The organism is Streptomyces sp. SAS_281 (assembly GCF_052542855.1).
In genome coordinates this window covers 22,529-46,020 of record NZ_JBMNDO010000025.1, presented here as the reverse complement: position 1 = coordinate 46,020, position 23,492 = coordinate 22,529, and the positions used below count along the sequence as shown (strand labels likewise).

25 protein-coding genes are annotated in these 23,492 nt (G+C 70.6%); 11 read left to right on the top strand and 14 right to left on the bottom strand.

Going from position 1 to position 23,492, the window contains the following annotated elements; genetic code table 11:
- Window positions 1-27: 27 nt before the first annotated feature.
- From ACN6LM_RS12280 to ACN6LM_RS12270, 3 genes are all read right to left on the bottom strand, one after another.
- The gene (locus ACN6LM_RS12280; protein ID WP_445065363.1) at window positions 28-651 is read right to left on the bottom strand and encodes a PadR family transcriptional regulator; all 624 of its coding nucleotides are present in this window, start codon (window positions 649-651) and stop codon (window positions 28-30) included.
- A 73-nt stretch (window positions 652-724) separates the two neighbouring features.
- Window positions 725-1,180, bottom strand: coding sequence for a hypothetical protein (locus tag ACN6LM_RS12275; RefSeq protein WP_445065362.1), 456 nt, complete (start codon window positions 1,178-1,180; stop codon window positions 725-727).
- Window positions 1,181-1,255: 75 nt separating this feature from the next.
- Window positions 1,256-2,896 (bottom strand): protein kinase domain-containing protein, encoded by a 1,641-nt coding sequence (locus ACN6LM_RS12270; protein ID WP_445065361.1) that lies wholly within the window; start codon window positions 2,894-2,896, stop codon window positions 1,256-1,258.
- Window positions 2,897-3,247: 351 nt separating this feature from the next.
- On the opposite strand from ACN6LM_RS12270, the gene ACN6LM_RS12265 reads away from it, so the two are divergent.
- Window positions 3,248-4,945 carry a protein kinase domain-containing protein gene (locus tag ACN6LM_RS12265; RefSeq protein WP_445065360.1) on the top strand — a complete coding sequence of 566 codons (1,698 nt, stop codon included), beginning with the start codon at window positions 3,248-3,250 and terminating at the stop codon, window positions 4,943-4,945.
- 6 nt (window positions 4,946-4,951) lie between these two features.
- On the opposite strand, the gene ACN6LM_RS12260 is transcribed toward ACN6LM_RS12265, so the two are convergent.
- From ACN6LM_RS12260 to ACN6LM_RS12250, 3 genes are all read right to left on the bottom strand, one after another.
- Window positions 4,952-5,953 (bottom strand): phosphotransferase, encoded by a 1,002-nt coding sequence (locus ACN6LM_RS12260; protein WP_445065390.1) that lies wholly within the window; start codon window positions 5,951-5,953, stop codon window positions 4,952-4,954.
- Between the two features lie 63 nt (window positions 5,954-6,016).
- Window positions 6,017-6,442, bottom strand: coding sequence for a pyridoxamine 5'-phosphate oxidase family protein (locus tag ACN6LM_RS12255; protein WP_391264968.1), 426 nt, complete (start codon window positions 6,440-6,442; stop codon window positions 6,017-6,019).
- Between the two features lie 75 nt (window positions 6,443-6,517).
- Complete coding sequence (locus ACN6LM_RS12250) at window positions 6,518-7,177, bottom strand: response regulator (protein ID WP_445065359.1); 660 nt, start codon at window positions 7,175-7,177, stop codon at window positions 6,518-6,520.
- Window positions 7,178-7,517: 340 nt separating this feature from the next.
- On the opposite strand from ACN6LM_RS12250, the gene pdhA reads away from it, so the two are divergent.
- The 4 genes from pdhA to ACN6LM_RS12230 all read left to right on the top strand — a co-directional run bounded on the left by pdhA (window position 7,518) and on the right by ACN6LM_RS12230 (window position 11,987).
- Window positions 7,518-8,681, top strand: a complete 1,164-nt coding sequence (gene pdhA, locus ACN6LM_RS12245; RefSeq protein ID WP_445065358.1) for a pyruvate dehydrogenase (acetyl-transferring) E1 component subunit alpha — start codon at window positions 7,518-7,520, stop codon at window positions 8,679-8,681.
- Between the two features lie 2 nt (window positions 8,682-8,683).
- Window positions 8,684-9,664, top strand: a complete 981-nt coding sequence (locus ACN6LM_RS12240) for an alpha-ketoacid dehydrogenase subunit beta (RefSeq protein WP_445065357.1) — start codon at window positions 8,684-8,686, stop codon at window positions 9,662-9,664.
- A 10-nt stretch (window positions 9,665-9,674) separates the two neighbouring features.
- A complete protein-coding gene (locus ACN6LM_RS12235; protein WP_445065356.1) occupies window positions 9,675-11,081 on the top strand; it encodes a dihydrolipoamide acetyltransferase family protein in 1,407 nt (468 codons plus the stop codon).
- 234 nt (window positions 11,082-11,315) lie between these two features.
- Complete coding sequence (locus ACN6LM_RS12230; RefSeq protein ID WP_445065355.1) at window positions 11,316-11,987, top strand: DUF4232 domain-containing protein; 672 nt, start codon at window positions 11,316-11,318, stop codon at window positions 11,985-11,987.
- A gap of 71 nt (window positions 11,988-12,058) precedes the next feature.
- Here ACN6LM_RS12230 and ACN6LM_RS12225 read toward each other — a convergent pair whose 3' ends face one another.
- Window positions 12,059-12,634 carry a TetR/AcrR family transcriptional regulator gene (locus tag ACN6LM_RS12225; RefSeq protein WP_445065354.1) on the bottom strand — a complete coding sequence of 192 codons (576 nt, stop codon included), beginning with the start codon at window positions 12,632-12,634 and terminating at the stop codon, window positions 12,059-12,061.
- A gap of 70 nt (window positions 12,635-12,704) precedes the next feature.
- On the opposite strand from ACN6LM_RS12225, the gene ACN6LM_RS12220 reads away from it, so the two are divergent.
- Window positions 12,705-13,610, top strand: coding sequence for an NADP-dependent oxidoreductase (locus tag ACN6LM_RS12220; protein ID WP_445065353.1), 906 nt, complete (start codon window positions 12,705-12,707; stop codon window positions 13,608-13,610).
- Here ACN6LM_RS12220 and ACN6LM_RS12215 read toward each other — a convergent pair.
- Complete coding sequence (locus tag ACN6LM_RS12215) at window positions 13,565-14,089, bottom strand: ATP-binding protein (protein ID WP_445065352.1); 525 nt, start codon at window positions 14,087-14,089, stop codon at window positions 13,565-13,567. The genes ACN6LM_RS12220 and ACN6LM_RS12215 overlap by 46 nt on opposite strands.
- Window positions 14,090-14,307: 218 nt before the next feature.
- Here ACN6LM_RS12215 and ACN6LM_RS12210 point away from each other — a divergent pair, with 218 nt between their 5' ends.
- On the top strand, window positions 14,308-15,189 hold the full coding sequence (locus ACN6LM_RS12210) for a helix-turn-helix domain-containing protein (RefSeq protein WP_445065351.1): 882 nt from the start codon (window positions 14,308-14,310) through the stop codon (window positions 15,187-15,189).
- A gap of 5 nt (window positions 15,190-15,194) precedes the next feature.
- Complete coding sequence (locus ACN6LM_RS12205; protein WP_445065350.1) at window positions 15,195-15,383, top strand: DUF397 domain-containing protein; 189 nt, start codon at window positions 15,195-15,197, stop codon at window positions 15,381-15,383.
- Between the two features lie 52 nt (window positions 15,384-15,435).
- On the opposite strand, the gene ACN6LM_RS12200 is transcribed toward ACN6LM_RS12205, so the two are convergent.
- On the bottom strand, window positions 15,436-15,747 hold the full coding sequence (locus tag ACN6LM_RS12200; RefSeq protein ID WP_445065349.1) for a hypothetical protein: 312 nt from the start codon (window positions 15,745-15,747) through the stop codon (window positions 15,436-15,438).
- A 181-nt stretch (window positions 15,748-15,928) separates the two neighbouring features.
- Complete coding sequence (locus ACN6LM_RS12195; protein ID WP_445065348.1) at window positions 15,929-16,390, bottom strand: hypothetical protein; 462 nt, start codon at window positions 16,388-16,390, stop codon at window positions 15,929-15,931.
- Window positions 16,391-16,481: 91 nt separating this feature from the next.
- Between ACN6LM_RS12195 and ACN6LM_RS12190 the strand changes: the two genes are divergently transcribed.
- A complete protein-coding gene (locus tag ACN6LM_RS12190; RefSeq protein WP_445065347.1) occupies window positions 16,482-17,018 on the top strand; it encodes a hypothetical protein in 537 nt (178 codons plus the stop codon).
- A gap of 75 nt (window positions 17,019-17,093) precedes the next feature.
- Window positions 17,094-17,702: an SMI1/KNR4 family protein gene (locus tag ACN6LM_RS12185; RefSeq protein ID WP_445065346.1), complete on the top strand. Its 609-nt coding sequence runs from the start codon at window positions 17,094-17,096 to the stop codon at window positions 17,700-17,702.
- Window positions 17,703-17,794: 92 nt separating this feature from the next.
- On the opposite strand, the gene ACN6LM_RS12180 is transcribed toward ACN6LM_RS12185, so the two are convergent.
- The 4 genes from ACN6LM_RS12180 to ACN6LM_RS12165 form a co-directional block, all read right to left on the bottom strand.
- The gene (locus tag ACN6LM_RS12180; RefSeq protein WP_445065345.1) at window positions 17,795-19,195 is read right to left on the bottom strand and encodes a NucA/NucB deoxyribonuclease domain-containing protein; all 1,401 of its coding nucleotides are present in this window, start codon (window positions 19,193-19,195) and stop codon (window positions 17,795-17,797) included.
- 183 nt (window positions 19,196-19,378) lie between these two features.
- Window positions 19,379-21,094, bottom strand: coding sequence for a GAF domain-containing SpoIIE family protein phosphatase (locus ACN6LM_RS12175; RefSeq protein ID WP_445065344.1), 1,716 nt, complete (start codon window positions 21,092-21,094; stop codon window positions 19,379-19,381).
- A 105-nt stretch (window positions 21,095-21,199) separates the two neighbouring features.
- Entirely contained in the window at window positions 21,200-21,964 is a 765-nt protein-coding gene (locus ACN6LM_RS12170; protein ID WP_445065343.1) for a DUF4097 family beta strand repeat-containing protein, read from the bottom strand.
- A gap of 277 nt (window positions 21,965-22,241) precedes the next feature.
- Window positions 22,242-22,697, bottom strand: a complete 456-nt coding sequence (locus ACN6LM_RS12165; RefSeq protein WP_445065342.1) for a DUF2690 domain-containing protein — start codon at window positions 22,695-22,697, stop codon at window positions 22,242-22,244.
- Window positions 22,698-23,015: 318 nt separating this feature from the next.
- On the opposite strand from ACN6LM_RS12165, the gene ACN6LM_RS12160 reads away from it, so the two are divergent.
- Window positions 23,016-23,465: a DUF2690 domain-containing protein gene (locus ACN6LM_RS12160; RefSeq protein ID WP_445065341.1), complete on the top strand. Its 450-nt coding sequence runs from the start codon at window positions 23,016-23,018 to the stop codon at window positions 23,463-23,465.
- The last annotated feature ends 27 nt before the right edge of the window (window positions 23,466-23,492 follow it).

Below are 23,492 nucleotides of genomic sequence, written 5' to 3'. Positions count from 1 at the left end.
ACGGATGGGATGGAAGGGGCGCCGGACTCAGCGGCGCGTGCGGGACCGGCCGGAGGGCCGGGTGGTGGTGCGGGCGGCCTGGCCCGGGGACGGGCTCGCCTCCGGCTCCTTCGCGGCGGCCTCGGCGAGGCGGATCAGCCTGGCCTCGCAGTGGTCCAGCCAGCGCGCCTCGGCCTCGGCCTGGAAGATCAGCTGCTCCACGACGAGCAGCCACGCCACCTCGTCGCGGTTGGCGGGGGCCTGGGCGAGGGACCGCGCCTTGAGACGGGTGTAGTCCTGCATGGCCTTCACGGTGTGGTGGCGCTGGGCCTGGATGACGGCCTTGATGTCGACGCCGGGCGCCCCGACCGCCATGGCCAGCTTGATGGCCAGCTCGTCACGGGGCGGGTTGCTGCGGTCGACCGGCGTCTCGAACCAGGAGCGCAGTTCGGTGCGCCCTGCGTCGCTGATCGAGTAGAGGGCGTGGCCCTGGTCGTCCTCACCGTCCTGGACGACCAGGCCGTCGCGCTCCAGCCTGCTCAGCGTCGTGTACACCTGCCCGACGTTGAGCGGCCAGGTGGAGCCGGTGCGCGACTCGAATTCGGTGCGGAGCTGGGAGCCGTAACGAGGCCCGCGCTCCAGGAGGGCGAGAAGCCCGTGACGGATCGACATACTGAGTATGTATACCGAGTATGTTGATCATCGCAAGTCTCCGCCGCGGCGGTTCGGAAGGAGGGCCGTACGGTCAGCGGGCCCGGCGCATCCGCAGCGCGAGGAAGCCGAGACCCAGCCCGACCAGGGCGATTCCCGCGCCGAGCGACAGCTGCTGGAGCCGTCGCACGGCCCCCCCGCTCAGGGCCTGCCGGCCGCCGGGCGGGGGATCGCGGAAGTCGGCCGGGTCGGGGGTGAAGACCGGCACGGCGGCGGACTCGGACGGCGAGGGCCGCGGCTCCCGGTCCTCCAGCGCGTCCTGGCGCGCCACCTCGGCGGCCGACCGCCCGGGCCGCTCCCGCCCGGCCCCGGCGGGCCACCCGGCGAGCGGCGACTGCATCTCCCCGGCGGGCGGTGAACCGCTGGACGAGGGAGAGGGAGAGGGGCGCCCGGAGGTGCCCGGGGCGGCGGCGCCCAGGGCCGCGGCCGCCGTCAGCACCAGACAGACCACGCCCCGGGAGCAGCGCGCGCGGAGCCGTCCCGAAGCCATGCGGTCACCGTCACACGCGACGGCACGACCGGCATCCCGGGTGAGGCGTACGGATGGCGGCGGCCCGCCCGCGGACTACGCGGGGTCGCCCGTCGCGATCTCCAGCTCGAAGTGCGCGCCGGTCTCCGAAACCGCGGCTCCGGATGACGGGAACTGATTGATGACCTGGTCCTCCGCGTACGCGTTGCCCGCGACCTTCTTCACCTTGAGCGTCCAGCCCGCCGCGTCCGCGCAGGCGCGCACCGAGAGGATGTCCTTGTACATGAAGTTCGGGGCGTCGACCTTGTTCGGGTCGTCGATGTCCTCCGTCGCGTCCGTGCACTTCTCGGTCTTCATCGTCCGGTTCCGCTCCGGATCGCGGTGCTCGCCGGACGGGGACTCGCCGGCCTTGGCCTCCGCGCCGCCCTTGTCGTCGCCGTTGAGCGCGATGACCGTGATGAGGCCGCCGATCGCGACGAGCGCGACGACGATCGAGCCGATGATCACCGGCATGTTCCGCTTGGAGCCGCCGCCCGAGGCCGGGGACGACGTCGTCTGCGGGGAGCCCGTGTACGGCCCGGGCGTGTGGTGCTGCATCGGCGCCGGGCTCTGGTACGCCGGGGCGGCCGTCTGCGGGTAGCCGTACGACGGGTTCGTGGCGGGGGCGGGCGTCGCCGGGCCGTACGGGCCGGGCTGGGGCTGGTACGGGCCCGGCTGGTACGGCGTCTGGACGCTGTGCGGGGCGGGCGCGGACTGGTCGACCGGCGGGAAGACCGCCGAGCCGACGCCGGAGCCGCTGTTGGCCGGGGCGCCGCCGTCACCGACGATCACCGGGGCGCCGGTGTGGCCGCTCGCGTTCAGCACGCGCGCGATCTCGTCCTGCATGGCCGCCGCGCTCGGGAAGCGCTCGTTCGGGTTCTTCTTGAGCGCGCGGGCGACGAGGGCGTCCATCGCCGGCGTCAGCGAGCGGTTGATCGTGGACGGGGCGACCGGCTCCTCCTGCACATGCGCGTACGCGATGGCGAGCGGGGAGTCCGCGTCGAAGGGGAGACGCCCGGTCAGCAGCTGGAAGAGCATGATGCCGACCGAGTACAGGTCGGAGCGCGCGTCGACGCCGCGGCCGAGGGCCTGCTCGGGGGAGAGGTACTGCGGGGTGCCGACGACCATGCCGGTCTGCGTCATCGACGTCACACCCGACTGCATGGCACGGGCGATGCCGAAGTCCATGACCTTCACGACACCGCGCTTGGTCACCATGACGTTGCCCGGCTTGATGTCGCGGTGCACCAGGCCCATCTCGTGACTGGTGTCGAGCGCGGCCAGCACGTCCGAGGTCACCTTGAGCGCCTTGTCGGCCGGCATCGCACCCTGGGCGCGGATGTCCGCCGCGAGCACGGAGCCGAGCGGCTGCCCCTCGACGTACTCCATGACGATGTACGGCATCAGCGCGCCGCCGAGCTCGTCCTCGCCCGTGTCGAACACCGAGACGATGTTGGTGTGCTGAAGCTTGGCCACGGCCTGGGCCTCGCGGCGGAAGCGCTCACGGAACGACTGCTCGCGGCCCAGCTCGGTGTGGAGCGTCTTGATCGCGACCTGCCGGTCGAGAGCGGAGTCGTACGCCAGGTATACGGACGCCATCCCGCCTTCGCCGAGCAGATCGCGCAGCTGGTAGCGGCCGCCGGCGACGGAACCGCCCGCGTACCGACCCTGCGAACCGTGTCCGCCGTCGTGGCTCATGACTTGCTTCCCCCTCGGCGCGCGACTCCCGGAAACTCGGCGCGCGACTCACGCGATGATCCGTAATTACTGGCCAAGTCTGCCGTAGGGGTACGACACGTCAAGCCGGGTGCCCGTTCCGTGACCGTACGCGCTGGAAGCGTCTCGGAAGCGTTACAGGACCAGCATGGAATTTGCGTCGGCGGCGCGCCAGCCGATTGGATGGCCGGTCCGGCGCCGAATCGGCCTGTCCTACCGAGGCTGTAGCGTGACGGGGCAATGCGGCCGGCAGTGCAGCCGGCGACGCAGCAAGGCACCGTGAGACCCCGCGGACGCGCGGACGGACGCGGACAGATACGACGGCGAGGACTGATGGCACCCGAACCCGAAGCAAACGGCGGCGGAGTTCCGGATGGCACCGATTCCTGGGGCATCGGCGGGGTCGTCGGCGACGGACGGTACCGGCTGACCCACCGGCTCGGCCGGGGCGGCATGGCCGAGGTGTTCGCGGCGGAGGACGTCCGGCTCGGGCGCACCGTCGCGGTGAAGCTGCTGCGCTCCGACCTCGCCGAGGACCCGGTCTCCAAGGCGCGCTTCACACGCGAGGCGCAGTCGGTCGCCGGGCTCAACCACCACGCGGTCGTCGCGGTGTACGACTCCGGCGAGGACACCGTCGCCGGCCAGACCGTGCCGTACATCGTGATGGAACTGGTCGAGGGCCGGACCATCCGCGACCTGCTGATCAACGCCGAGGCCCCGCCGCCGGAGCAGGCGCTGATCATCGTCTCCGGGGTCCTGGAGGCGCTGGCCTACTCGCACCAGCACGGCATCGTGCACCGCGACATCAAGCCCGCCAACGTGATCATCACCAACTCCGGCGCGGTCAAGGTGATGGACTTCGGCATCGCCCGCGCGCTGCACGGCGCGCAGTCCACGATGACGCAGACCGGCATGGTCATGGGCACGCCGCAGTACCTCTCCCCCGAGCAGGCGCTCGGCAAGGCCGTCGACCACCGCTCCGACCTGTACGCCACCGGCTGCCTGCTGTACGAACTGCTGGCGCTGCGGCCCCCGTTCACGGGTGAGACGCCGCTGTCCGTGGTGTACCAGCACGTGCAGGACACCCCGGTCCCGCCGTCGCAGGTCCTGGACGCGGTGCCGCCGGAGCTGGACGGCCTCGTCATGCGCTCGCTGGCGAAGGACCCGGACGACCGCTTCCAGAGCGCCGAGGAGATGCGCGGCCTGGTCCAGTACGGCCTGCAGATGCTCCAGGTGCAGGGCGGCCACACCGGTACGTGGAACACCGGCCCGGTCGTCCTGCACGACGGCGCGGGCACCCCGCCCGGCGGCATGACCGGCGCCACCCGCGCCATGGGCGGCTACCCGCAGCACGGGGACACCTCGCAGGCGCCGATCCTCCCGCCGATGAACCCGGACGACGGGGGTTACACCGGCAGCACCCGGCAGGGCGGCGGCGGGCGCGGCAAGCTGTGGCTGTTCGTCGTGCTGGCCCTGATCGCCATCGGCGCGGGCGTGGCCATCGCGCTCAACGCGGCGAACGGCGGCGGGCAGAAGCACGAGAAGCAGCCCACGAAGACCTCCAGCTCGCCGACGCCGACGGAGGACTCGCCCACCCCGACCCCCGATGCCACCGAGGACGACACCCAGCAGCCGGGCGGCGGCACCGGCGGCGACTGGGGCGACGACACCTGGTCGCCGTCGCCCACGCCGAGCGAGACCTCCGGGTCCCCGACCGCCTCCTCGCCCCAGCCGGGCACGGGCGGCTCGGACAACGGCGGCGCGGACGGTGGTGACAGCAAGGGCAACGGCTCCGGCGGGAACGGCAGCGGCTCCAACAGTGGCGGTGAGGGGGACACCGGCGACACCGGAACCAGCGACGGCACCAGCACCGGGACCAGCGACGGCACCAGCACCGGCACGAGCGAGGGAACCGACGCCGGGACCAGCGAGGGCGCGGCCGAGGGTTCGGAGGGCGCCCCGGGCGGGGGCGTCGCGGCAGGCGCATCCGCCGGAACGACGACGGGTGCGGGCTCGGCCACGGGCAACTGAGCCCCCTCACCCCGTGAAGGCCGCGCGCACCGCCTCGTACTCACGGGTCCACCAGACCGCCAGGGCCGACACCGCGGGGAACTGCGGGTCGGCCCTCCGGTCGTTCAGGCAGTAGCGCCAGCGCAGTATCCAGAAGTCGTTGAGCCGCTCCCACCAGACCCGGTGCACGGCCGCCGCCAGCTCGGCGGCGTCTGCCCCGGCCTCCCGCCGGTAGGCCCGGGCGTAGGCGCGCACCTTCGCCAGGTCCAGCGCGCCGGCCGGCTGGACGAAGAAGATCGCCGCCGCCCGGACCGCCTCCTCCGCCCGGGGCTGGACGGCCAGCCGGTCCCAGTCCAGGATCGCGACCGGGTCGGCGCCCCGGTAGAGCACGTTCAGCGGGTGGAAGTCGCCGTGCACCCAGCCGGTCGCGGGCGCCCCCGGGTCGGGCGGCCGGCGGTCGGCGTACCGTTCCAGCAGCACGCGGCGCTCGCGCAGCCGGTGCTCGGCGAGCTCGTCGAAGGCGTCCCGGCCGGCGCGTCCGCGCGCGGCGGCGAGCAGGTCGCCGATCAGCGCGTAGGTGTCGGCCGCCTCCGGGCTCGCGTAACCGGGCGGATGCCCGCTGCCCGTCCCCGTATCGCGCTCGGACCCCATGACCTGCTCAAGACCCGTGTGTACGGCTCCGAGGAGCGTCCCGAGACGCGTCGACTGGGCGAGGGTGAGCTGGGCGCCGCCCCGGTGCAGGCCGTCGATCCAGGGGTGGAGGGCGTAGCAGCGGCCGGCGATCTCGGTGACCGTCTCGCCGTCGCGGGCCCGTACGGGCGGGGCGACGGGCACTCCGAGTGACTGGAGGCGCCGGGTCGCGCGGTGCTGGCGGACGATGGTGGCGCGGTCGCGGGTGGTGTCGTCCGAGTGGTGCTTGAGGAAGTACGAGCCCCGCGTGGTGGACACCCGGTAACCGTGGTTGAGCAGGCCCTGGGAGAGCGGGGCGCAGGTGAGGGGCTCACCGGCGCCCGGGTAACGGCGAAGCACCTCGCCGACCGGCGGAACCGGCGGGGAGGCGACAGATGAGCGCGACACGCGTCAGATGTTAGATCACGCTGCGTTGCGGATCTGCCGGCTTGCGTGGAAGTCCAGAGTGTGCACCGTGACGAAGTGAGGTTCGAGCCAGAGGTACGAGGGCGCGAACGGCTCGCCGTTGACCTCGACGGGCGGCGGCCCGAAGCGCTCGCGCTGGGCGGGGGTCGGCTCCACGACCCGCGCGGGCCCGGTGAACTGCACGGACCACAGGTCCTCGGTGCCGACGGGGGCGGTGTTGAAGTTGTCCGCGCCGTAGGCCACGACCGCGCCGTCGCAGGCGCCGTGGTGGCCGAGCCCGCTGTGCATGCGCAGCACGACGCGCCCGTCGATGACGATGTGCCGGGCCACCGTCAGCATGGGGAGGGCCCGCATGCTGGTCGCCAGCCGGCCGTAGGGGACCCGGCCGAGCAGGTCGATCGCGTGGAGTTCCTCGGTGGACATGCCTTCCACTGTCGGCCAGTCCGTGTGGGCCGGATAAGAGGCCGGGGCCCCCGTTTCACCGGGACCAAAGTCCCCTCAGCGCTTCTCGGCCTGGAGCCGGGCCACGTAGGCGGCGGCCTGCGAGCGGCGCTCCATGCCCAGCTTGGACAGCAGGCTGGACACGTAGTTCTTGATCGTCTTCTCGGCGAGGTGCAGCCGCTCGCCGATCACGCGGTTGGTCAGCCCCTCGCCGATCAGGTCCAGGATCTTGCGCTCCTGGTCGGTGAGGTTCGCCAGTTTCTCGTCGTCCCGCCCGCGCTTCCCGTCGCGGAGCCGTTCCAGCACGCGCGCGGTCGCGACCGGGTCCAGCAGCGACTTCCCCTCCGCCACGTCGCGTACTGCCGCCAGCAGCTCGTTGCCGCGGATCGCCTTGAGGACGTAGCCCGCGGCGCCCGCCATGATCGCGTCGAACAGGGCCTCGTCGTCCGCGTACGAGGTCAGCATCAGGCAGTTGATGGAGTCGTCCTGGGACCGGATCTCGCGGCAGACCTCGACGCCGCTGCCGTCCGGCAGCCGTACGTCGAGCACGGCCACATCGGGACGGACCGCCGGAATCCGCACCAGTGCGTCGGCCGCCGTGCCCGCCTCGCCGACCACCTCGATGTCGTCCTCCATCGAGAGCAGCTCATGGACCCCGCGCCGGACCACTTCATGATCGTCGAGTAGGAATACGGTGATTTTTCCTTTTTCGCGCACAATCGCAGTCTCACACACTCACCCCTTCCCTGCCGCTGCCGGGCGGGATAACGTGCCGTTGTTCCGGCGGCCTGCGAGGCTGTGATCAGTGCTGTGACCAGCGAGACTTCCCGAATTCCTCGATTTACTTGGATATCCAAGCAAAATCGCAGGTCAGGGAGGGTTTCGCAGTTATGGGGCGCACTGGGTAACGTGCCTTGGACAGGGCGCTCGCCGGGGCACCTGTCACGCCTGTTTCCCGGACCGAGCGGCACCCACCCCGTGCACGGGTACGGACACAGGCGAGCCGCACTGGTCTCCCGGCAGACCCCGGGGGCCGGACCGACGGAGGAGCACGCACGTGACCGTGGAGAGCACTGCTGCCGCGCGTAAACCGCGACGCAGCAGCAAGCGGACCAGCGCCGCGAAAACGCCCGCGAAGACGCCGGAGGGTTCGACGCCCGAGCTCGTACAGCTGCTGACGCCCGAGGGCGAGCGCGTGGAGCACCCGGACTACTCGATCGACCTGAGCGCGGAAGAGCTGCGCGGCCTGTACCGGGACATGGTCCTCACCCGCCGCTTCGACGCCGAGGCCACCGCCCTCCAGCGCCAGGGCGAGCTGGGCCTGTGGGCCTCCCTGCTGGGCCAGGAAGCCGCCCAGATCGGCTCCGGCCGGGCCCTGCGCGACGACGACTACGTCTTCCCGACCTACCGTGAGCACGGTGTGGCCTGGTGCCGGGGCGTCGACCCGACCAACCTGCTCGGGATGTTCCGCGGTGTGAACCACGGCGGCTGGGACCCGAACAGCAACAACTTCCACCTGTACACGATCGTCATCGGCTCGCAGACCCTGCACGCCACGGGTTACGCCATGGGCGTCGCCAAGGACGGCGCGGACTCGGCCGTGGTCGCGTACTTCGGCGACGGCGCCTCCAGCCAGGGCGACGTCGCGGAGGCGTTCACCTTCTCCGCCGTCTACAACGCCCCGGTCGTCTTCTTCTGCCAGAACAACCAGTGGGCGATCTCCGAGCCCACCGAGAAGCAGATGCGGGTGCCGCTCTACCAGCGCGCCCAGGGCTTCGGCTTCCCCGGTGTCCGCGTCGACGGCAACGACGTCCTGGCCTGCCTGGCCGTCACCAGGTCCGCCCTGGAGCGGGCCCGGCGCGGCGAGGGCCCGACCCTGGTCGAGGCGTTCACGTACCGCATGGGCGCGCACACCACCTCGGACGACCCGACGAAGTACCGGGCCGACGAGGAGCGCGCCGCCTGGGAGGCGAAGGACCCGATCCTGCGCCTGCGCGCGTACCTGGAGAAGCAGGGGGCGGCCGACGAGGCGTTCTTCACCGCCCTGGACGAGGAGAGCGAGGCCCTCGGCAAGCGCGTCCGCGAGGCCGTACGGGCGATGCCCGACCCCGACCGGATGGCGATGTTCGACCACGTCTACGCCGACGGGAACCCGCTCGTCGACGAGGAGCGCGCCGAGTTCGCCGCCTACCAGGCTTCGTTCGCCGAGGAGGGCAAGTAACCATGGCCGTGGAAAAGATGTCCCTCGCGAAGGCGCTCAACGAGTCGCTGCGCAAGGCCCTCGACACCGACCCGAAGGTCCTCATCATGGGTGAGGACGTCGGCAAGCTCGGCGGCGTCTTCCGCATCACCGACGGCCTCCAGAAGGACTTCGGCGAGGACCGTGTCATCGACACCCCGCTCGCCGAGTCCGGCATCGTCGGCACGGCGATCGGCCTCGCCCTGCGCGGCTACCGGCCCGTGGTCGAGATCCAGTTCGACGGCTTCGTCTTCCCCGCGTACGACCAGATCGTCACGCAGCTCGCGAAGATGCACGCCCGCGCGCTCGGCAAGGTCAAGATGCCCGTCGTCGTGCGCATCCCGTACGGCGGTGGCATCGGCGCCGTCGAGCACCACAGCGAGTCGCCCGAGGCGCTGTTCGCGCACGTCGCGGGGTTGAAGGTGGTCTCCCCCTCCAACGCGGCGGATGCCTACTGGATGATGCAGCAGGCCGTCCAGAGCGACGACCCGGTCATCTTCTTCGAGCCGAAGCGGCGTTACTGGGACAAGGGCGAGGTCGACACCGAGTCCATCCCGGGCGCGCTGCACGCGGCGGCCGTCGCCCGCACCGGCACGGACCTCACGCTCGCCGCGTACGGCCCGATGGTGAAGGTCTGCCTGGAGGCCGCCGCGGCCGCCCAGGAGGAGGGCAAGTCGGTCGAGGTCGTGGACCTGCGCTCGATGTCCCCCATCGACTTCGACACCATCCAGGCGTCCGTCGAGAAGACCCGCCGCCTGGTCGTCGTCCACGAGGCGCCCGTCTTCTACGGCTCCGGGGCCGAGATCGCCGCACGCATCACGGAGCGGTGCTTCTACCACCTGGAGGCGCCCGTGCTGCGGGTCGGCGGCTACCACGCCCCGTACCCGCCGGCGCGCCTGGAGGAGGAGTACCTGCCGGGCCTTGACCGGGTGCTCGACGCCGTCGACCGCTCGCTGGCGTACTGAGGAGAGGAGCGTGACCACGATGACCGACACTTCCAACGCTGCTCGCTTCCGTGAGTTCAAGATGCCCGACGTGGGCGAGGGACTGACCGAGGCCGAGATCCTCAAGTGGTACGTCCAGCCCGGCGACACCGTCACCGACGGCCAGGTCGTCTGCGAGGTCGAGACCGCGAAGGCCGCCGTCGAGCTGCCGATCCCGTTCGACGGCGTCGTCCACGAACTGCGCTTCCCCGAGGGCACCACGGTCGACGTGGGCCAGGTGATCATCGCGGTGGACGTGGCGCCGGGCTCGGACCCCGCTGCCGCGGAGCCCGAGGCCGCCGCCCCGGCTCCCGAAGCCGCCGCCCCCGAGGCCGAGGCGCCCAAGGGCCGCCAGCCCGTCCTGGTGGGTTACGGCGTGGCCGAGTCGTCCACGAAGCGCCGGGCGCGCAAGGGCGCCGAGACCGCGCCCCCGGCCGCCGCCCCCGCCGCCGTCCAGGCCGAGCTGAACGGCCAGGGCACGGCGGCGGTTCCGGAGGCCCGCCCGCTGGCCAAGCCGCCGGTCCGCAAGCTCGCGAAGGACCTGGGCATCGACCTGGCGACGGTCACCCCGACCGGCGCGGACGGTGTCATCACGCGCGAGGACGTGCACGCGGCGGCGACGCCCGCGGAGCCGGTGGCTCCTTCGGCACCGTCGGTGGAGCCTGTGGTTCCGGCTGCAGAGCCCGTCCCGGCCGGCGCCCGCGAGACGCGTATCCCCGTCAAGGGCGTGCGCAAGGCGATCGCGCAGGCCATGGTCGGCAGCGCGTTCACCGCTCCGCACGTCACCGAGTTCGTGACCGTCGACGTCACGCGCACGATGAAGCTCGTGGCGGAGCTGAAGGAGGACAAGGACATGGCGGGGGTGCGGGTCAACCCGCTCCTCGTCATCGCCAAGGCCCTTCTGGTCGCGATCAAGCGGAACCCCGGGGTCAACGCGGTCTGGGACGAGGCGAACCAGGAGATCGTCCAGAAGCACTACGTGAACCTGGGCATCGCCGCCGCCACCCCGCGCGGCCTGATCGTCCCGAACATCAAGGACGCCCACGACCAGACGCTGCCGCAACTGGCCGCGTCCCTGGGCGAGCTGGTCGCCACGGCCCGGGACGGCAAGACGTCCCCGGCCGCGATGGCGGGCGGCACGGTGACCATCACCAACGTGGGCGTCTTCGGCGTCGACACCGGTACGCCGATCATCAACCCGGGCGAGTCCGCGATCCTCGCGGTCGGCGCGATCAAGCTCCAGCCCTGGGTCCACAAGGGCAAGGTGAAGCCCCGTCAGGTGACCACGCTGGCCCTGTCGTTCGACCACCGCCTGATCGACGGCGAGCTGGGCTCCAAGTTCCTGGCGGACATCGCCGCGATCCTGGAGCAGCCGAAGCGGCTGATCACCTGGGCGTAGTCGTCCGTAGGTGAGGGGCCCGCGCGATGTCCGCGCGGGCCCCTCGCCATGTCCGTCGCAGCCCACGCCGGACGGCATGGCACGGTCTTCCTCCGGGTGTGTAACAGGGGCGTATTAGCCGCCGCTCGGGCGCAACGTACCGCCGTCCCGCACGGTTCTTGCTGATCAGAAGCGTTCGCTCGGGCGACCCCGGCCGAGCGGCCGTCACTGTCAACGGATACCGAGGACGAAACGATGCGCGCTCACAAGATCACCCTCGCCGCCCTGGCCGTCGTCGCGGGCCTCTCGCTCACGGCCTGCCAGAACGACGGCGACGACGCGGCGCAGACCGACCCGTCGTCGGCCGCGACCGCGTCCGCCTCCGGCGGCGGCTCGGGCTCAAGCGGTCCGGCTTCGGGCGGCTCGGACAAGGGCGGTTCGAGTGCGGGCGGTTCGGACAGCGGGAAGGACACCGCCGCCGGGGCCGGGGCCGACCAGTCCGGCAAGACCGCCAACTGCCGTACCGGCGGGCTGGAGATCACGGCGATCGACAACTTCATCGACGGCGACCCGCAAGGGACCGTCGCGGTGGAGATGAAGAACACCAGCGGCCAGGACTGCGTGGTCACCGGGTTCGCGGGCGTCGATCTCAAGACCGACGCCGGCACGATCTCCGCCGAGCGCAAGGGTGCGCCCGCAGACCCGTACGTCCTCAAGAGCGGCAGGACGATCGCCTTCGGCATCAACTACCCGCTCAACGAGACGGGGGGCTCCGGCGTCCGGATCACCGGGCTGGTGGTGACCCCGCCGAACGAGACGAAGCCGGTCACCCTGGCCTGGCCGGGCAAGCCCTCGCTGCCCGTCACGGACGGCTCCGGCTCCCCGGTGACGGTCGGCCCGATCGGCAGCGCGGGGCAGGGCGGCTGAGCCGTTCGCTTCGCACCCCGGGGGTCCCGCTTGATGCGGGGCCCCTCGTTCGTGTGTGCCGGCCGGGGCCTTCAGGGGACCGTGGACTCCCAGGCCGCCTCGATCATCCCGAAGACCTCGTCCACCGCGGCCTCCGGATCGGCCGCCTCGCGGGCCAGCGCGTGCGCGTCGACCACGAACCTGGCGATCGTCCGGCAGACCGTCGGGGTCCGGGACAGCCGGGGGTCGGCGGCGATGGCCGTCGCCAGCGACTCCGCGTGCCGCAGCTTCATCGACTCCTCGTACTCCCGCAGCGAGGGCGACCCGTCGATCATCCGCCAGACGGGGGCGGCGCCGTCCGCCGTGCAGTGCCGCACCATGGCGTGCATCTCGCGGCGCAGTGCGGGCATGAGCGGTTCGCCCGGCGCGCGGCCGGTGACCGCCTGCGCGAGCCGGTGCTCGAAGTCGGCGTCCTGTTCGAAGACCAGGGCCTCTTTCGAGGCGAAGTGGGAGAACAGCGTGGTGACGGCCACGTCGGCCTCGGCGGCGATGTCCCGGATGCCCACCGCCTCGTATCCGCGTTCCAGGAAGAGCCGCAGGGCGGTGTCGGCGATCTTCTGGCGGGTCGCGGCCTTCTTGCGCTCGCGGCGCCCGGACTGCACGGTCATGCGCTCACGCTAGCAGGTACGTAACCATAACCGATCCGAAAAGCTAACCGTTAGTGCTACGGTCCCCGGTATGAGGAAAGTGAGCTTCGCCGAGTTCGGCGGTCCCGATGTGCTGCGCCTGCTGGATGCCGATGAGCCCCACGCGGGCCCCGGCCGGATACGTATCGCCGTGCGGGCGGCGGGGGTGAACCCCGTGGACTGGAGGATTCGTGAGGGCCAGGTCCTGGGTGCCCATCCGACCGTGCTTCCCTCCGGCGTCGGGCTGGACGCCGCCGGGGTCGTGGACGAGATCGGTGAGGACGTCGAGGGCGTGGCGATCGGCGACCGCGTGTTCGGCGAAGGGACCGACACCTACGCCGAGTTCGCCGTGCTGTCGGCCTGGGCCCGGATGCCCGGGGGGCTGTCGTTCGAGGAGGCGGCCGGGTATCCGTCCGTGGTGGAGACCGCTCTGCGCGTCATCGACCAGGTCGGCGTACGGCCGGGCCAGACGCTGTTGGTGAGCGGGGCGTCCGGGGGAGTCGGGTCGGCGGTGCTGCAGATCGCCCGCGACCGGGGCATCACGGTGATCGGCACGGGTGGCGCCGCGAACCAGGACTACCTGCGCGGCCTGGGCGCGCTCGCCACGACGTACGGGGAGGGCTGGGTGGAGCGGGTGCGTGGGCTCGGCCGGGTCGACGCGGCCCTCGACCTGGCCGGCGCGGGCGTGATCCCCGAGCTCGTCGAGCTGACGGGGAACCCGGACAGGGTGATCACCATCGCCGATCTCGGTGCGGCGGAGTACGGCGTCCGCTTCTCCGGCGTGGCCGGCAGCGTCCCGGACGCGCTCGCGGAGGCGGTGGACCTCATCGAGCGGGGGAGGCTCCACATCCCCGTCGAGAAGTCGTACGCCCTTACGGAGGCGGCGCAGGCGCACGCGGACAGCCGGGCGGGTCACACGCGTGGGCGGCGAGTCATCGTCGTCCGGCCCGCCGCCTGACCGGGGCCCGCCCCGGCTTCCGGGCCGAGCCGATGCGGGCTCCTCGGCGCCTCCGTCGTCCGCAGCGCGAGTTCGGCGAAGACGGTCTTCCCCACGGTGCGCGGCTCGACGCCCCACCGGTCGGCGACGGCGTCCACGATGACGAGCCCGCGCCCGTAGCACTCGTCCTGGTCCGCCTCGCGGATTCTGGGCAGCCGTTCTCCTCGCGGGTCGCTGACCTCGATACGGAGCGCGGTGCCGGTGACGGTGAGGTGGACCCGGAAGAGGCGACCGCGCAGGCTGCCGTGGATGAGTGCGTTGGTGGCCAACTCGGAGACGAGGAGGGCTGCTTCGTCGGCGTGGTCGCCGTACCCCCAGGAGGTGACGAGCCGCGCCGCGCGTCGCCGGGCGAGGGTGACGCTGGGGGCGGTGGGGGTGTAGTCGAGTCGGTCCTCGTGGAGCGGAGGGTTGTCCTCGGGGAGCGCACGGGTTGCGGTCACGGTGGGCCTCTCTGGGGTGGGGCGGTGGCATTGCCGCGCCTGCACGCGGGCAGGTGGGTGCGCTTCCGCCACGTATCACTGTGTGATCTGCGTGCAACCGAAAGTAGTGGAGCCCTCGCAAGGGCAGCAAGTCATTCGCGCATAGAATTTTCTGCCCTAATTGGTGTTCGAGGCGCAGGAGCTTCAGACTGAGCGGACCGCGTGGGAGGGAGTGGGCTGTGGCGGGTAGCAACCCGGATCGGGGCCGTACGGTCTCCACCGTGCTCGGCCGCCGTTTGGGTGGCGAGCTGCTGCGTATGCGGGAGGCGCGCTCGCTGCGACAGTCGCACGCGGCGGAGGCGCTGACCGCGTCGGTCGCCAAGGTCGCGAAGATCGAGCGCGGGCTTGTTCCCATGAGGGATCCGGATGTCAGGGCTCTTTGTCACCTCTACGGTGAGACCGACGAAGCCACGGTCGGCAGGCTCTTGGCGCTCGCCAAGACCGACCGCGAACGCCGCAAAGCCAGCGGCTGGTGGAACCAGTACCCGGGGCTTGAGGCCATGGTCGAGTACGTGGCGCTGGAGGACATCGCCACGGGCCTGCGGACCTGGCAACTGGCCATTGTGCCGGGCCTCCTGCAAACCGCCGATTACGCTCGTGCCCTGGCTGTGGGCAACGGTTCGTGGGACGACCCGGACGAGATCGAACCCTTCGTCGAGGCGCGCATGGCCCGGCAGGCCCGCCTGACCGGCGACCGCCCGCTGGAGCTGTGGGCGCTCGTACAGGAGAGTGCGTTGCGCCAACTCGTCGGTGGGCGAAAGGTGATGAGGGAGCAGCTCGGCCACCTGCTGGACATGGCCCGCCGCCCGAACGTGAGACTCCAGGTCATGCCGTACCTCGCGGGCGCGCACCCGGGCATGACGAGCGCGTTCACCATCGTGTCCTTCGCCGAACCCGGAGCGCTCGACGTGGTCCACATGGATACCACCTCGACCACTCTGTGGCTGGAGAGCGATACTGATGCCGAGCGCCACGACCGGCTCTTCGATCGCATGACGCGAGTCGCGCTCGCACAGCGCAACTCGCTCGTGCTCATCGACGGAATCCTCAAGGAGCTGTAGACCGCGTGCCCGCGTACGAGTTCGTCAAGTCCAGCTACAGCGGCGGGAACAACGGTCAGGAGTGCGTCGAAGTGGCGCGGAACGTGCCGGGCGCCGTTGCCGTCCGCGACTCCAAGCGGGCCGCCGGTCCCGTCCTCGTAGTCAAGCCCACCGCATGGCGAGCGTTCCACGCTTCCTTGTTGCTCGTGCGGTAGAGCCCGCCCCGCCGCTCCTCATCTGGGTGGCGATGCGCGAGCAGCCGCGCCGTCAGGCCGGCTTGAAGTCGCTCCGGAAGACGCCGCCGTACTCCCCGGGCACCTCCCAGCACGTGTAATGGCGGCCGGGAAGATCAAGAAGCTCGACCCCCAGTGCCCGCGCCAGGACGGCGGCATCGGTCTTGCGGGTGCGGGAGGGCTCATCGGCAGAGTCAAAGAGGGCAAGGGCGCCGAGCAGTCCGGTCACCACGTACTCCACGCGCTTCCCGGCTCTGACGACCGATTCCTCGTGGTGCTCCTCGTGCTGGGCATGCGCAGCCTGCCCGCAGAGCCCGCATCGCACGTCGTCCCCTGAGGTGTCCACGGGAGGCATCGTACGGCTCCGCGTATCGGCGACGCGACGCGGTCGCACTGTGCGGCAACCGGCTCAAGCGGTGGCGCGGCCGGGCCGTGCGGACGGACACGCTCACCCGCACCCACCAGGCCGCACTCCGCCTCGCCTCCGCCCTCGTGCGGCACGGCGATGGCGACGAAGCGGCGGTGGTTCAGTCGTAGAAGAAGAGCTCAAGGTCCTCGACCGATCCCGGTCCGGTGAGGAAGCCCTCGGCCTTCGCGATCTCGTCCGCCGGTGGCACCAGGCCCGTCCGGAGCTGGCGCATCCAGATTTCTCCTTGCTCGCCGACCGCGTAGATGCCGGACAGCAGCACGGCCATGCCGGCGGGAGCAGGCGGGGTGTGTCCGACAACCGGCCGGAGCACCCAGCCGCCTGACCGGGCCGCGAGCCGCAGTACCCCGGCCCAGTTCGCGATCCTCCCGATGCGTACGTGCCACGAGTCCTCGGTGAACGGGGCCATCCGTCCGCCATGGAGAGGGTTCGTGGCGGCGCGGATGTCCTTGAGGACCTGCCGCTCCACGGCGTCACGAACCCAGCGCCCTTCCTGCGCTTCGTCAATGGCGGCCTCCCACCACTTCCACCCGCCGTCGAGCCGGTCCGCGAAGGTATCCATGCGGACAGGCTGCCATGCGCTATGCCCGGGTCCGGGCGTGAGTTGCCGCAGGCGGAGCCGTAGCGCGTCGAACGCGTGATGCAATGACCGCATGACGGTGAACCACGTATCCCTGGGACCCCTGGAACTGGCCGACGGACGTTGGGGAATCGGGGACGCCGCACGGACCGGCGGCCATGGGGTGGAGCTGCGTCCGGACGGGTTCCACCAGCATGAGCCGGATGGCGAAGGGCAGTTGGTGCCCTGGGCCAGGGTCATGACCGGGATCAGGCTCACCTGGGGCAAGCGCCCGCAGGACACGGCCAGCAGGGGCAAGTACACGCTCAAGGGCATGGTCGCCGACCGCGACGGGGGGTGGCTCCACATGACCCTGCGCGACCCGTACGAGGACCACCAGCTGCGCTTCGACCAGCACACGCGTCCCTACCGGGCGGTGGACGTTCTCCGGCTGGAGGCCCTGTTGCGGCGGCTCACCGATGAGGGAAGGCCGCATCTCCTCGGCGACCCGGAATGGGTCGGGCGGGCCGTCGCGGCCCTGGCCGGCGGGAAGAACCGCTGGGTCACCGACGGGTCACTGGAACAAGCGGTGACGGAGGCCCTGGAGGCGGCCGGCGGAGGCCGCGTCTGACAGTCGTCCGCGGCGTCGGTGCCGTGAACAGGCGCTGATGCGAGCGGCTTTGGGCATGATGAGGTGATGACCTCCATGTCTGACACCTGGTCGAGAGTGCGCGATGCGCTGGTGGACCGAGCACCGGCTTCGGCTCGATGTCTTCGGCCGCCTGCGATTCAAGCGCAGGTCGACGCCGCGCAAGAGGAACTCGGTCTGGTGTTTCCTCAAGACCTCGTGGATTCGGCACTGCTCGTTGACGGGGCGGAACCTGATCCACGCGTCGGCATGTTGTTGCCGCCCATGTACATTCCGGTCTCCCTGGAGCGGATGGCCCACCTGTGGCGATCGAAGACCGCCTCGGCGGCAGACGTGGGCGGGGGAGCCGCATGCGGGGGGGCCGGTTCGGCGATTCAGGGGTTCAGCAGATTCTTCGTGCCTGTAGGTGACGACACGACGGGGGACCTGCTTGTTGTCGATCTGCGCCCGGGAAGTATGCGGGGGTGCGTTCTGGAATGGGGGAAGGTTGACGGGCACTTCGGTAGTCCGGCTTGGGGCAGCCTGGCGGAGATGTGGTCCGATGTCGCTCAGGCGCTGGAGACAGGGCTTCATGAAGGTGACCGAGACGGGGAAGAATCGCACCTGACGAACAACGGATGCGCAGCCGTGTTCACATCGTCCGGCGCAGTGCGGTGGGAGTTCTGACCAACGACAGATGGCTCGCATGCGCGTCGGCGCCCGGGTGGGAACACCATCCGAGCGCCGACGTCACCGTGCGGGTGGGCCCCCGATGAGATTCAGGGGACGATCACCACGTAGAACTCATCGTACGGGCCGTCAATGATTCGGTTGTCGTTGTAATACGTGGCGAGCTGGGTGCCACCCTTTCCGTTCTCGGCGGAGGGTATGGCCAGCGCGGAGAAGTTGTTTTTGGGTTTGGTCGGTTCGTAGATCGACTGGGCCGATCCTTCGTACGTGGACGCGAATGGGTACTCGTCGCATTCAAGGCCCTTGGTCGCGTAGTTCGGATCCACGCTTGTGCACACCTTTACAGCTTCTCTGCGGTTGGCGTTGTACCGGTTCTTGTTTGTTTGCCCCAGCCCCTTCTGAAGGCGATGCAAAGGGTCACCGGCACTCTGTCCCGCGACCTTTTTTGCCGCGTTTTTGGGTAGCGTGCTACCGGGCGTGGTGAATGCCTTCTGGATGTGCAGCGCCACACCCCTCTCCTCTGCTGTCGAGGCAGTGCTGTAGCGCAACGGAGCGACGTCGTAACTGAATGTGGCGCCACCGGTGTGGAGGACGTCGGCCGGTTTGTAGTTCGGAAGGTATGCAGAGTTGTCCCAGCGGACCCCGAATGACGAGAATTTCCACTTCTGAAGCGGGGTCACGTCTATCCACGGTGCAGGCATTTCGCGTTCGAACGTCATGTTCCACACGGCCCATACGGCATCGTCCGGGGCCATTCCCTGGCCTGGCTCGGCGAACGCCGAAATCATGATGTGGGGATCCTTCTTGAGTTGTGCCACGGTCTCCGGCCCAGGGTTGAGGCCGCCTCCGTTCAAGGCCACACCACTCGGCACTGTCTCGTAGTTCTCCGACGGCCCGAGTATCACGGAGTCGAGTGCGTTCACTCCTCCCGCGTAGAAGTCGGAGAAGTGGTAATCGAATCTGACTTCGCGTGCTGATATTGTGGCGATTGCGGTTGCGGTGATCTGGGTGAATCCGACGACCTTGCCGTTCTGGAGCCACTCCATGGTGAACCACTGGGATTCACACATTGCAGACCTTGATGGAATCCACATGCTTGCATCGGTCGCGGTGCGGGATTTGCACTCGGCGAGTGTGATCGTCTTCTTTACTGGATCCGTTATTCGCGGGGAAGGGGTGGCTGGATCTGTTCGGTCGGCCGTTGAAGCATTCACCAGCCTTTCGCCGAGACCTGCCGGCCCGGTACGCCGCACGTGGCTTTTGGTTGTTGACCTGGCGGATGGGGGCGGTGTCAGCCCAAGTGATTCGGCTGTTCTTCCTTCCTTGAGCAGTTGGAATGTCCTCTCCGGTGACTGCTTGGGGGGCTCACTCGTCGTGTGGGTTATGGAACTCAAGACAGGCTTTGACGCGGCGTGCACTACTGGAGTCCAAGCCGCAGAAAGGCTTAGGGCTGTGGCGGCTACGACCAGCGCTCGGGTGAAATACGACACGGCTCCCTTTCGTGGTTCGACCGTGAGACCAGGGGAGCGTATGTCAGTTCGATGATCGAGTGGCGGCTGCAGTGGTACTGGCCATTCGGAAGTGAGAATCTGTCCGGATTCGCATGGTTGACTTCTGTCCGTGCGGTGGCCAACCAACTTCCCTGCCGTGGCGTAATCCGGCTCGTCGGCCCGTCAATCTCCAGGCTGAGTGACCCGGATGACGAGTACCGCCACGTCGTCCCTCTGCGGGATCTCCGCGAGCCCCGCGGAGAGGGCTTCCAGGAGGAGGGGCAAGGGCTTGTCGGCGTGGTGGGCCAGTACCGAGGCCGTGTGCGCGGTGCACGCGTCGATGTCCTGGTCGCGGCGTTCGACCAGGCCGTCGGTGTAGAGCAGGAGCACGCTGCCCGGGGGCAGGTCGTGGGTGTGGTCCTCGCGGGCCGGGGCGTCCGGCAGGCCGAGCAGGAGGAGGTCGTGGCCGGACAGGGGTGCGACGCCCGAGCCGGGGGTGTGGAGGAGCGGCGGGGGGTGTCCGGCGTTGGACCAGGTCAGGCGCCAGCGGTCGGCGTCGCGGTCGAGGCGGGCGTGCACCGCCGTCGCCCCCACGCCCAGGGGCAGGACGTCGATCGCCTGGTCGATGGCGTGCAGGGCTGCGGCGGGTGAGTGGGCCGGATCGTCCAGGCTGGCCTGGCGGAGCATGCTGCGGATCTGGCCCATCACGGCGGCGGCCCGGACGTCGTGGCCGATCACGTCACCGATCGAGATCATGAGGGACGCGGGCAGCGGATAGGCGTCGTACCAGTCCCCGCCCACCATGTCCTGGTCGGCGGCGGGCAGGTACAGGGCCGCCATGTCCAGGCCGGGCACGTCCGGCAGCTCGGTCAGCATCGCGGCCTGGAGCTGCTCGGCCGTGCTGAGCCGGTTGGCGACGAAGCGGGTGCGCTCCACCGCCTGGCTCACGTACCCAGCCACCGTGGTGAGGACGGCCTCCTCGGTCGGGGCCAGGACGTGGGGGCGGGACCAGCACCAGGTCAGGACGCCGTGCCCGTTCGGCAGCGGGACGCAGAGCACGGATTCGAGGCCCAGCGAGTCGTAGCCGGCGACGGCCTCGGGCCCGTATCCGCGCAGGAGACCCGTGCGGTCCGGTACGAAGACCGTGCGCTGTTCGCGCATGGCCAGGGCGCTCGGAAAGGCCGCGTCCCGCTCCAGCCGGTCGATCGCGTTCTCCACCGGCCGTGCGTCGTCCGGGTCGATGACCCGCCACAGCCCCGGCCCGTCGGCCAGCAGCAGCCCCACGAACGCGGGCTCGGCGGGCCCCTGGAACAGGTGGCGCAGGCGGCGGGTCAGGTCCGTGAGATCGCGGGCGTGGGCGAGCTCGATCGAGGCGCGCAGCAGCAGACCGGCATGGTCGCGGTCCCGCTGGATCAGCTCCGTCGCGATCCTCAGCCGCAGCTCCATCGAGCAGGCGGCGGTGAGGTCCTCCAGGTCGTGCAGTTCGTCCGCCGTCCACTCCCGGGGCCGGTGGTCAATGGCGCAGAGCGAGCCGAGGACGTGTCCGTCGGCGTCGGTGAGCGGCATTCCGGCGTACGCGACCACCTGGAGATCGGGGATGGCGAGGCTGGCGCAGGTGCGCGGGTGCGTCCGGGTGTCATTGAGGACCAGCGGGCCGCCGTCCGCGACGACGTGCTGGCAGAAGGAGTGGCTGAGGGGGGTCTCGCGCCGGGCCGCCCAGGGGCCGGACATCCCGACCATGCCGGGGAACACCTGCCGGTCGGGCTCCAGCAGCGAGACCAGGGACACCGGGACGTGCAGCAGGCGGGACACCAGCCGCGCGAACCGGTCCATGCCGGGATCGGCCGCCGCGGTCAGCCCCGCCAGCCGCAGCGCCTCAAGCCTTCCGGGGTCCCTCACCCCGGGGCCTCCGTCCGGACGTGAAGGAAAGGCGCGATGCCCATAAAACGCATTTTACGAATATACGGGCGAAAGCCCGCGTTGTCCTGGCCTGAAGCGGCGCCCCTACCCCCGCCGGGCCTCCGTGTCGCCGTTGACCGTGCGGAGAGTGAGGCGGCGCGCGTGGTCCGTGGCCTCGGCCGCCGGGATGTCCGTGGTCGAGCGGCCATTGACGGTGTGCGCGTCGGTCGCGTACGCGGGGGCGTCGGCCGGGAGGGTGACGCGCGCGGAGCCGTTGCGGGTGATGCCGCTGAGCGTGTCGGGGCCGGTGGCGCAGCTGACGTCCACGTCGCCGTTGACCGTCTCGGCGTCGATGCCGCTGCCCCGGAGACCGGTCGCGCGGACGGATCCGTTCCGGGTGACCAGGTGCTGGCGGGCGTCCTTCGCGCCGGAGTCCTGCACGGTGACGTCACCGTTGACGGTGCTGAGGTTCAGCCCGCCCCGCACATCGCTGACGTCGATCCCGGCGTTGCGCGCCCGCACGGTGAGTGTGACGCCGGCGGGTACGCGGACGAGCGGCATGCCGCCGCAGTTGTCCCGGGCCCGGTCGTCGCTCTCGTCGCACGGCAGGTCGAGGGTGTACGCGTCCCCGTCCCCGTCGTCCCCGTGCGCGAGGACCGAGTCGTCCACCGTGACGTGGTCCCCGTCCGTCCCGACGACCCGTACGCCGCCCTGGGTGGTGATGACGAGCCGGGTGTCCTGGGCGAGGGCGGCCGTCCGGAATTCCGCTCCCCGCGCGTCCGGGCCGTCGTGGCCGCAGGCGGACAGCACCAGCAGTGCGCACCCGGCCAGGACCGCCCGGCCCTTCGCTTTGCTCCGCGATGAGGTCATGGGAGGCGTGTGCCCCGGAAGCGGGGGCCTACGGCTCATCGTCCCCCGCGCCCGCCGGTGAACGCCGAGATGATCCAGATCACCAGCAGGGCGAGAAAGACGACGACGATGATCGTGGGAAGCGCTGACACCCTGGTCCCCCTTGGGGTCGTGTGACCGTTCCTGCCGTGGTCCCTGAGGCTCACGAGGCTCAAGGGGCCTGGAACGAACGGATGTTACGCACCTGCGGCCGGGGCCGCCAGGGTGCCGACCCGCCTCGGAGCGTGCAGCGGCCGGCTCAGTAGCTGCTGGTGTACCCCAGCGCGCTGCCGATGCGTCCGGAGCTCTCGGAGGCGCCGCCCACCGCGTACGAGGTGTAGTCGGCGTCGTTGAGCATCGGGGTGTAGCAGGAGTACTGGTCGGACGCGCTGTCGTAGCGCGGGGTGCCGCAGTACTCCCCGGCGTTGTCCTGGTCGCGGACCACTCTGGCGTAGACGCTATTGCCGTCGGACCAGACCCGCGCCCAGACCGTCCGGCACGACGGGCTGTAGCGCAGTTCCACGGTGCCGACCCGGGCGCCGTTGACGTACAGGGCCTGCGAGCGGGCGGTGTACGCCCCCGAGGCGCAGCCGGACGACATGGGATCGGCGCCGTCCTGCGCCGCCGCGTCGGCGGAGCCGGACAGGGCGAGGGTGAGTCCGGTGACGGCCGCCGCCACGGCGGTCGCGTGCTTGAGGGTGCGGGCGAGCTGCATGGAGGGTCCTCCAGAGACGGGGTGGATGTGGGGCACCGTGGCACGGCCGGCGGTGGTCGATCCACCGCTTCCCGTCCCGTCCCGCGGCGGGCCCGACGGGACGGCGTCCCAGGGACACCGTCCCGCGTCCCAGGGACGTGAGCTGCTGGAACGGGCCCGCTGCGGCGTGGCAACGTCGTTGTCCGAAGCGGCCGTCGGCTGCTCGGGCAGTCGTCGGCCGAGGGCCGTTCCCCCGACACCCCCGATGCGCCGGTCGCGTAGCCGCCCGATGTCCTTCGACGCCGGCTGCACCTCGAACCGAATCCCAAGGAACGCGTCATGCGCCTCAAGCGAACCGCCCTGACAGCCGCCACCGCCGTCTTCGCCGCCGTCCTCGCGGTGACGGGCGGCGGCACCGCCAGTGCGAGCGGTTACGACTGGTCGGACCCGGTCGACTCCGGCTGCGCCAGTGACGCCTACACGGCGTCCTCGTCCTCGCTGCTCGACAACGACGAGCGGATCGGCGTCATCGAGCTGCGGTACAGCCCCTCGTGCCGCACGGTCTGGGCCCGTGTGTACTCGCAGAACGACGAGTTGTGGGCCCAGGTGAAGCGTAAGCACGACTCCGCCACCGCCTTCTGCGACTGGACCCGGTGGTCCGCCGAGAGGGGCCAGTACTACTGCTACACCGCCATGCTCAACGACGCCGGATACCTCTCCTACGCCGAGGGGTATGCCACCGCGCGCGGCCGCTACGGCTGGGACCAGACCATCACCGGCTCCTACTGATCCACCCCACTCATCCAGGGAGTATCC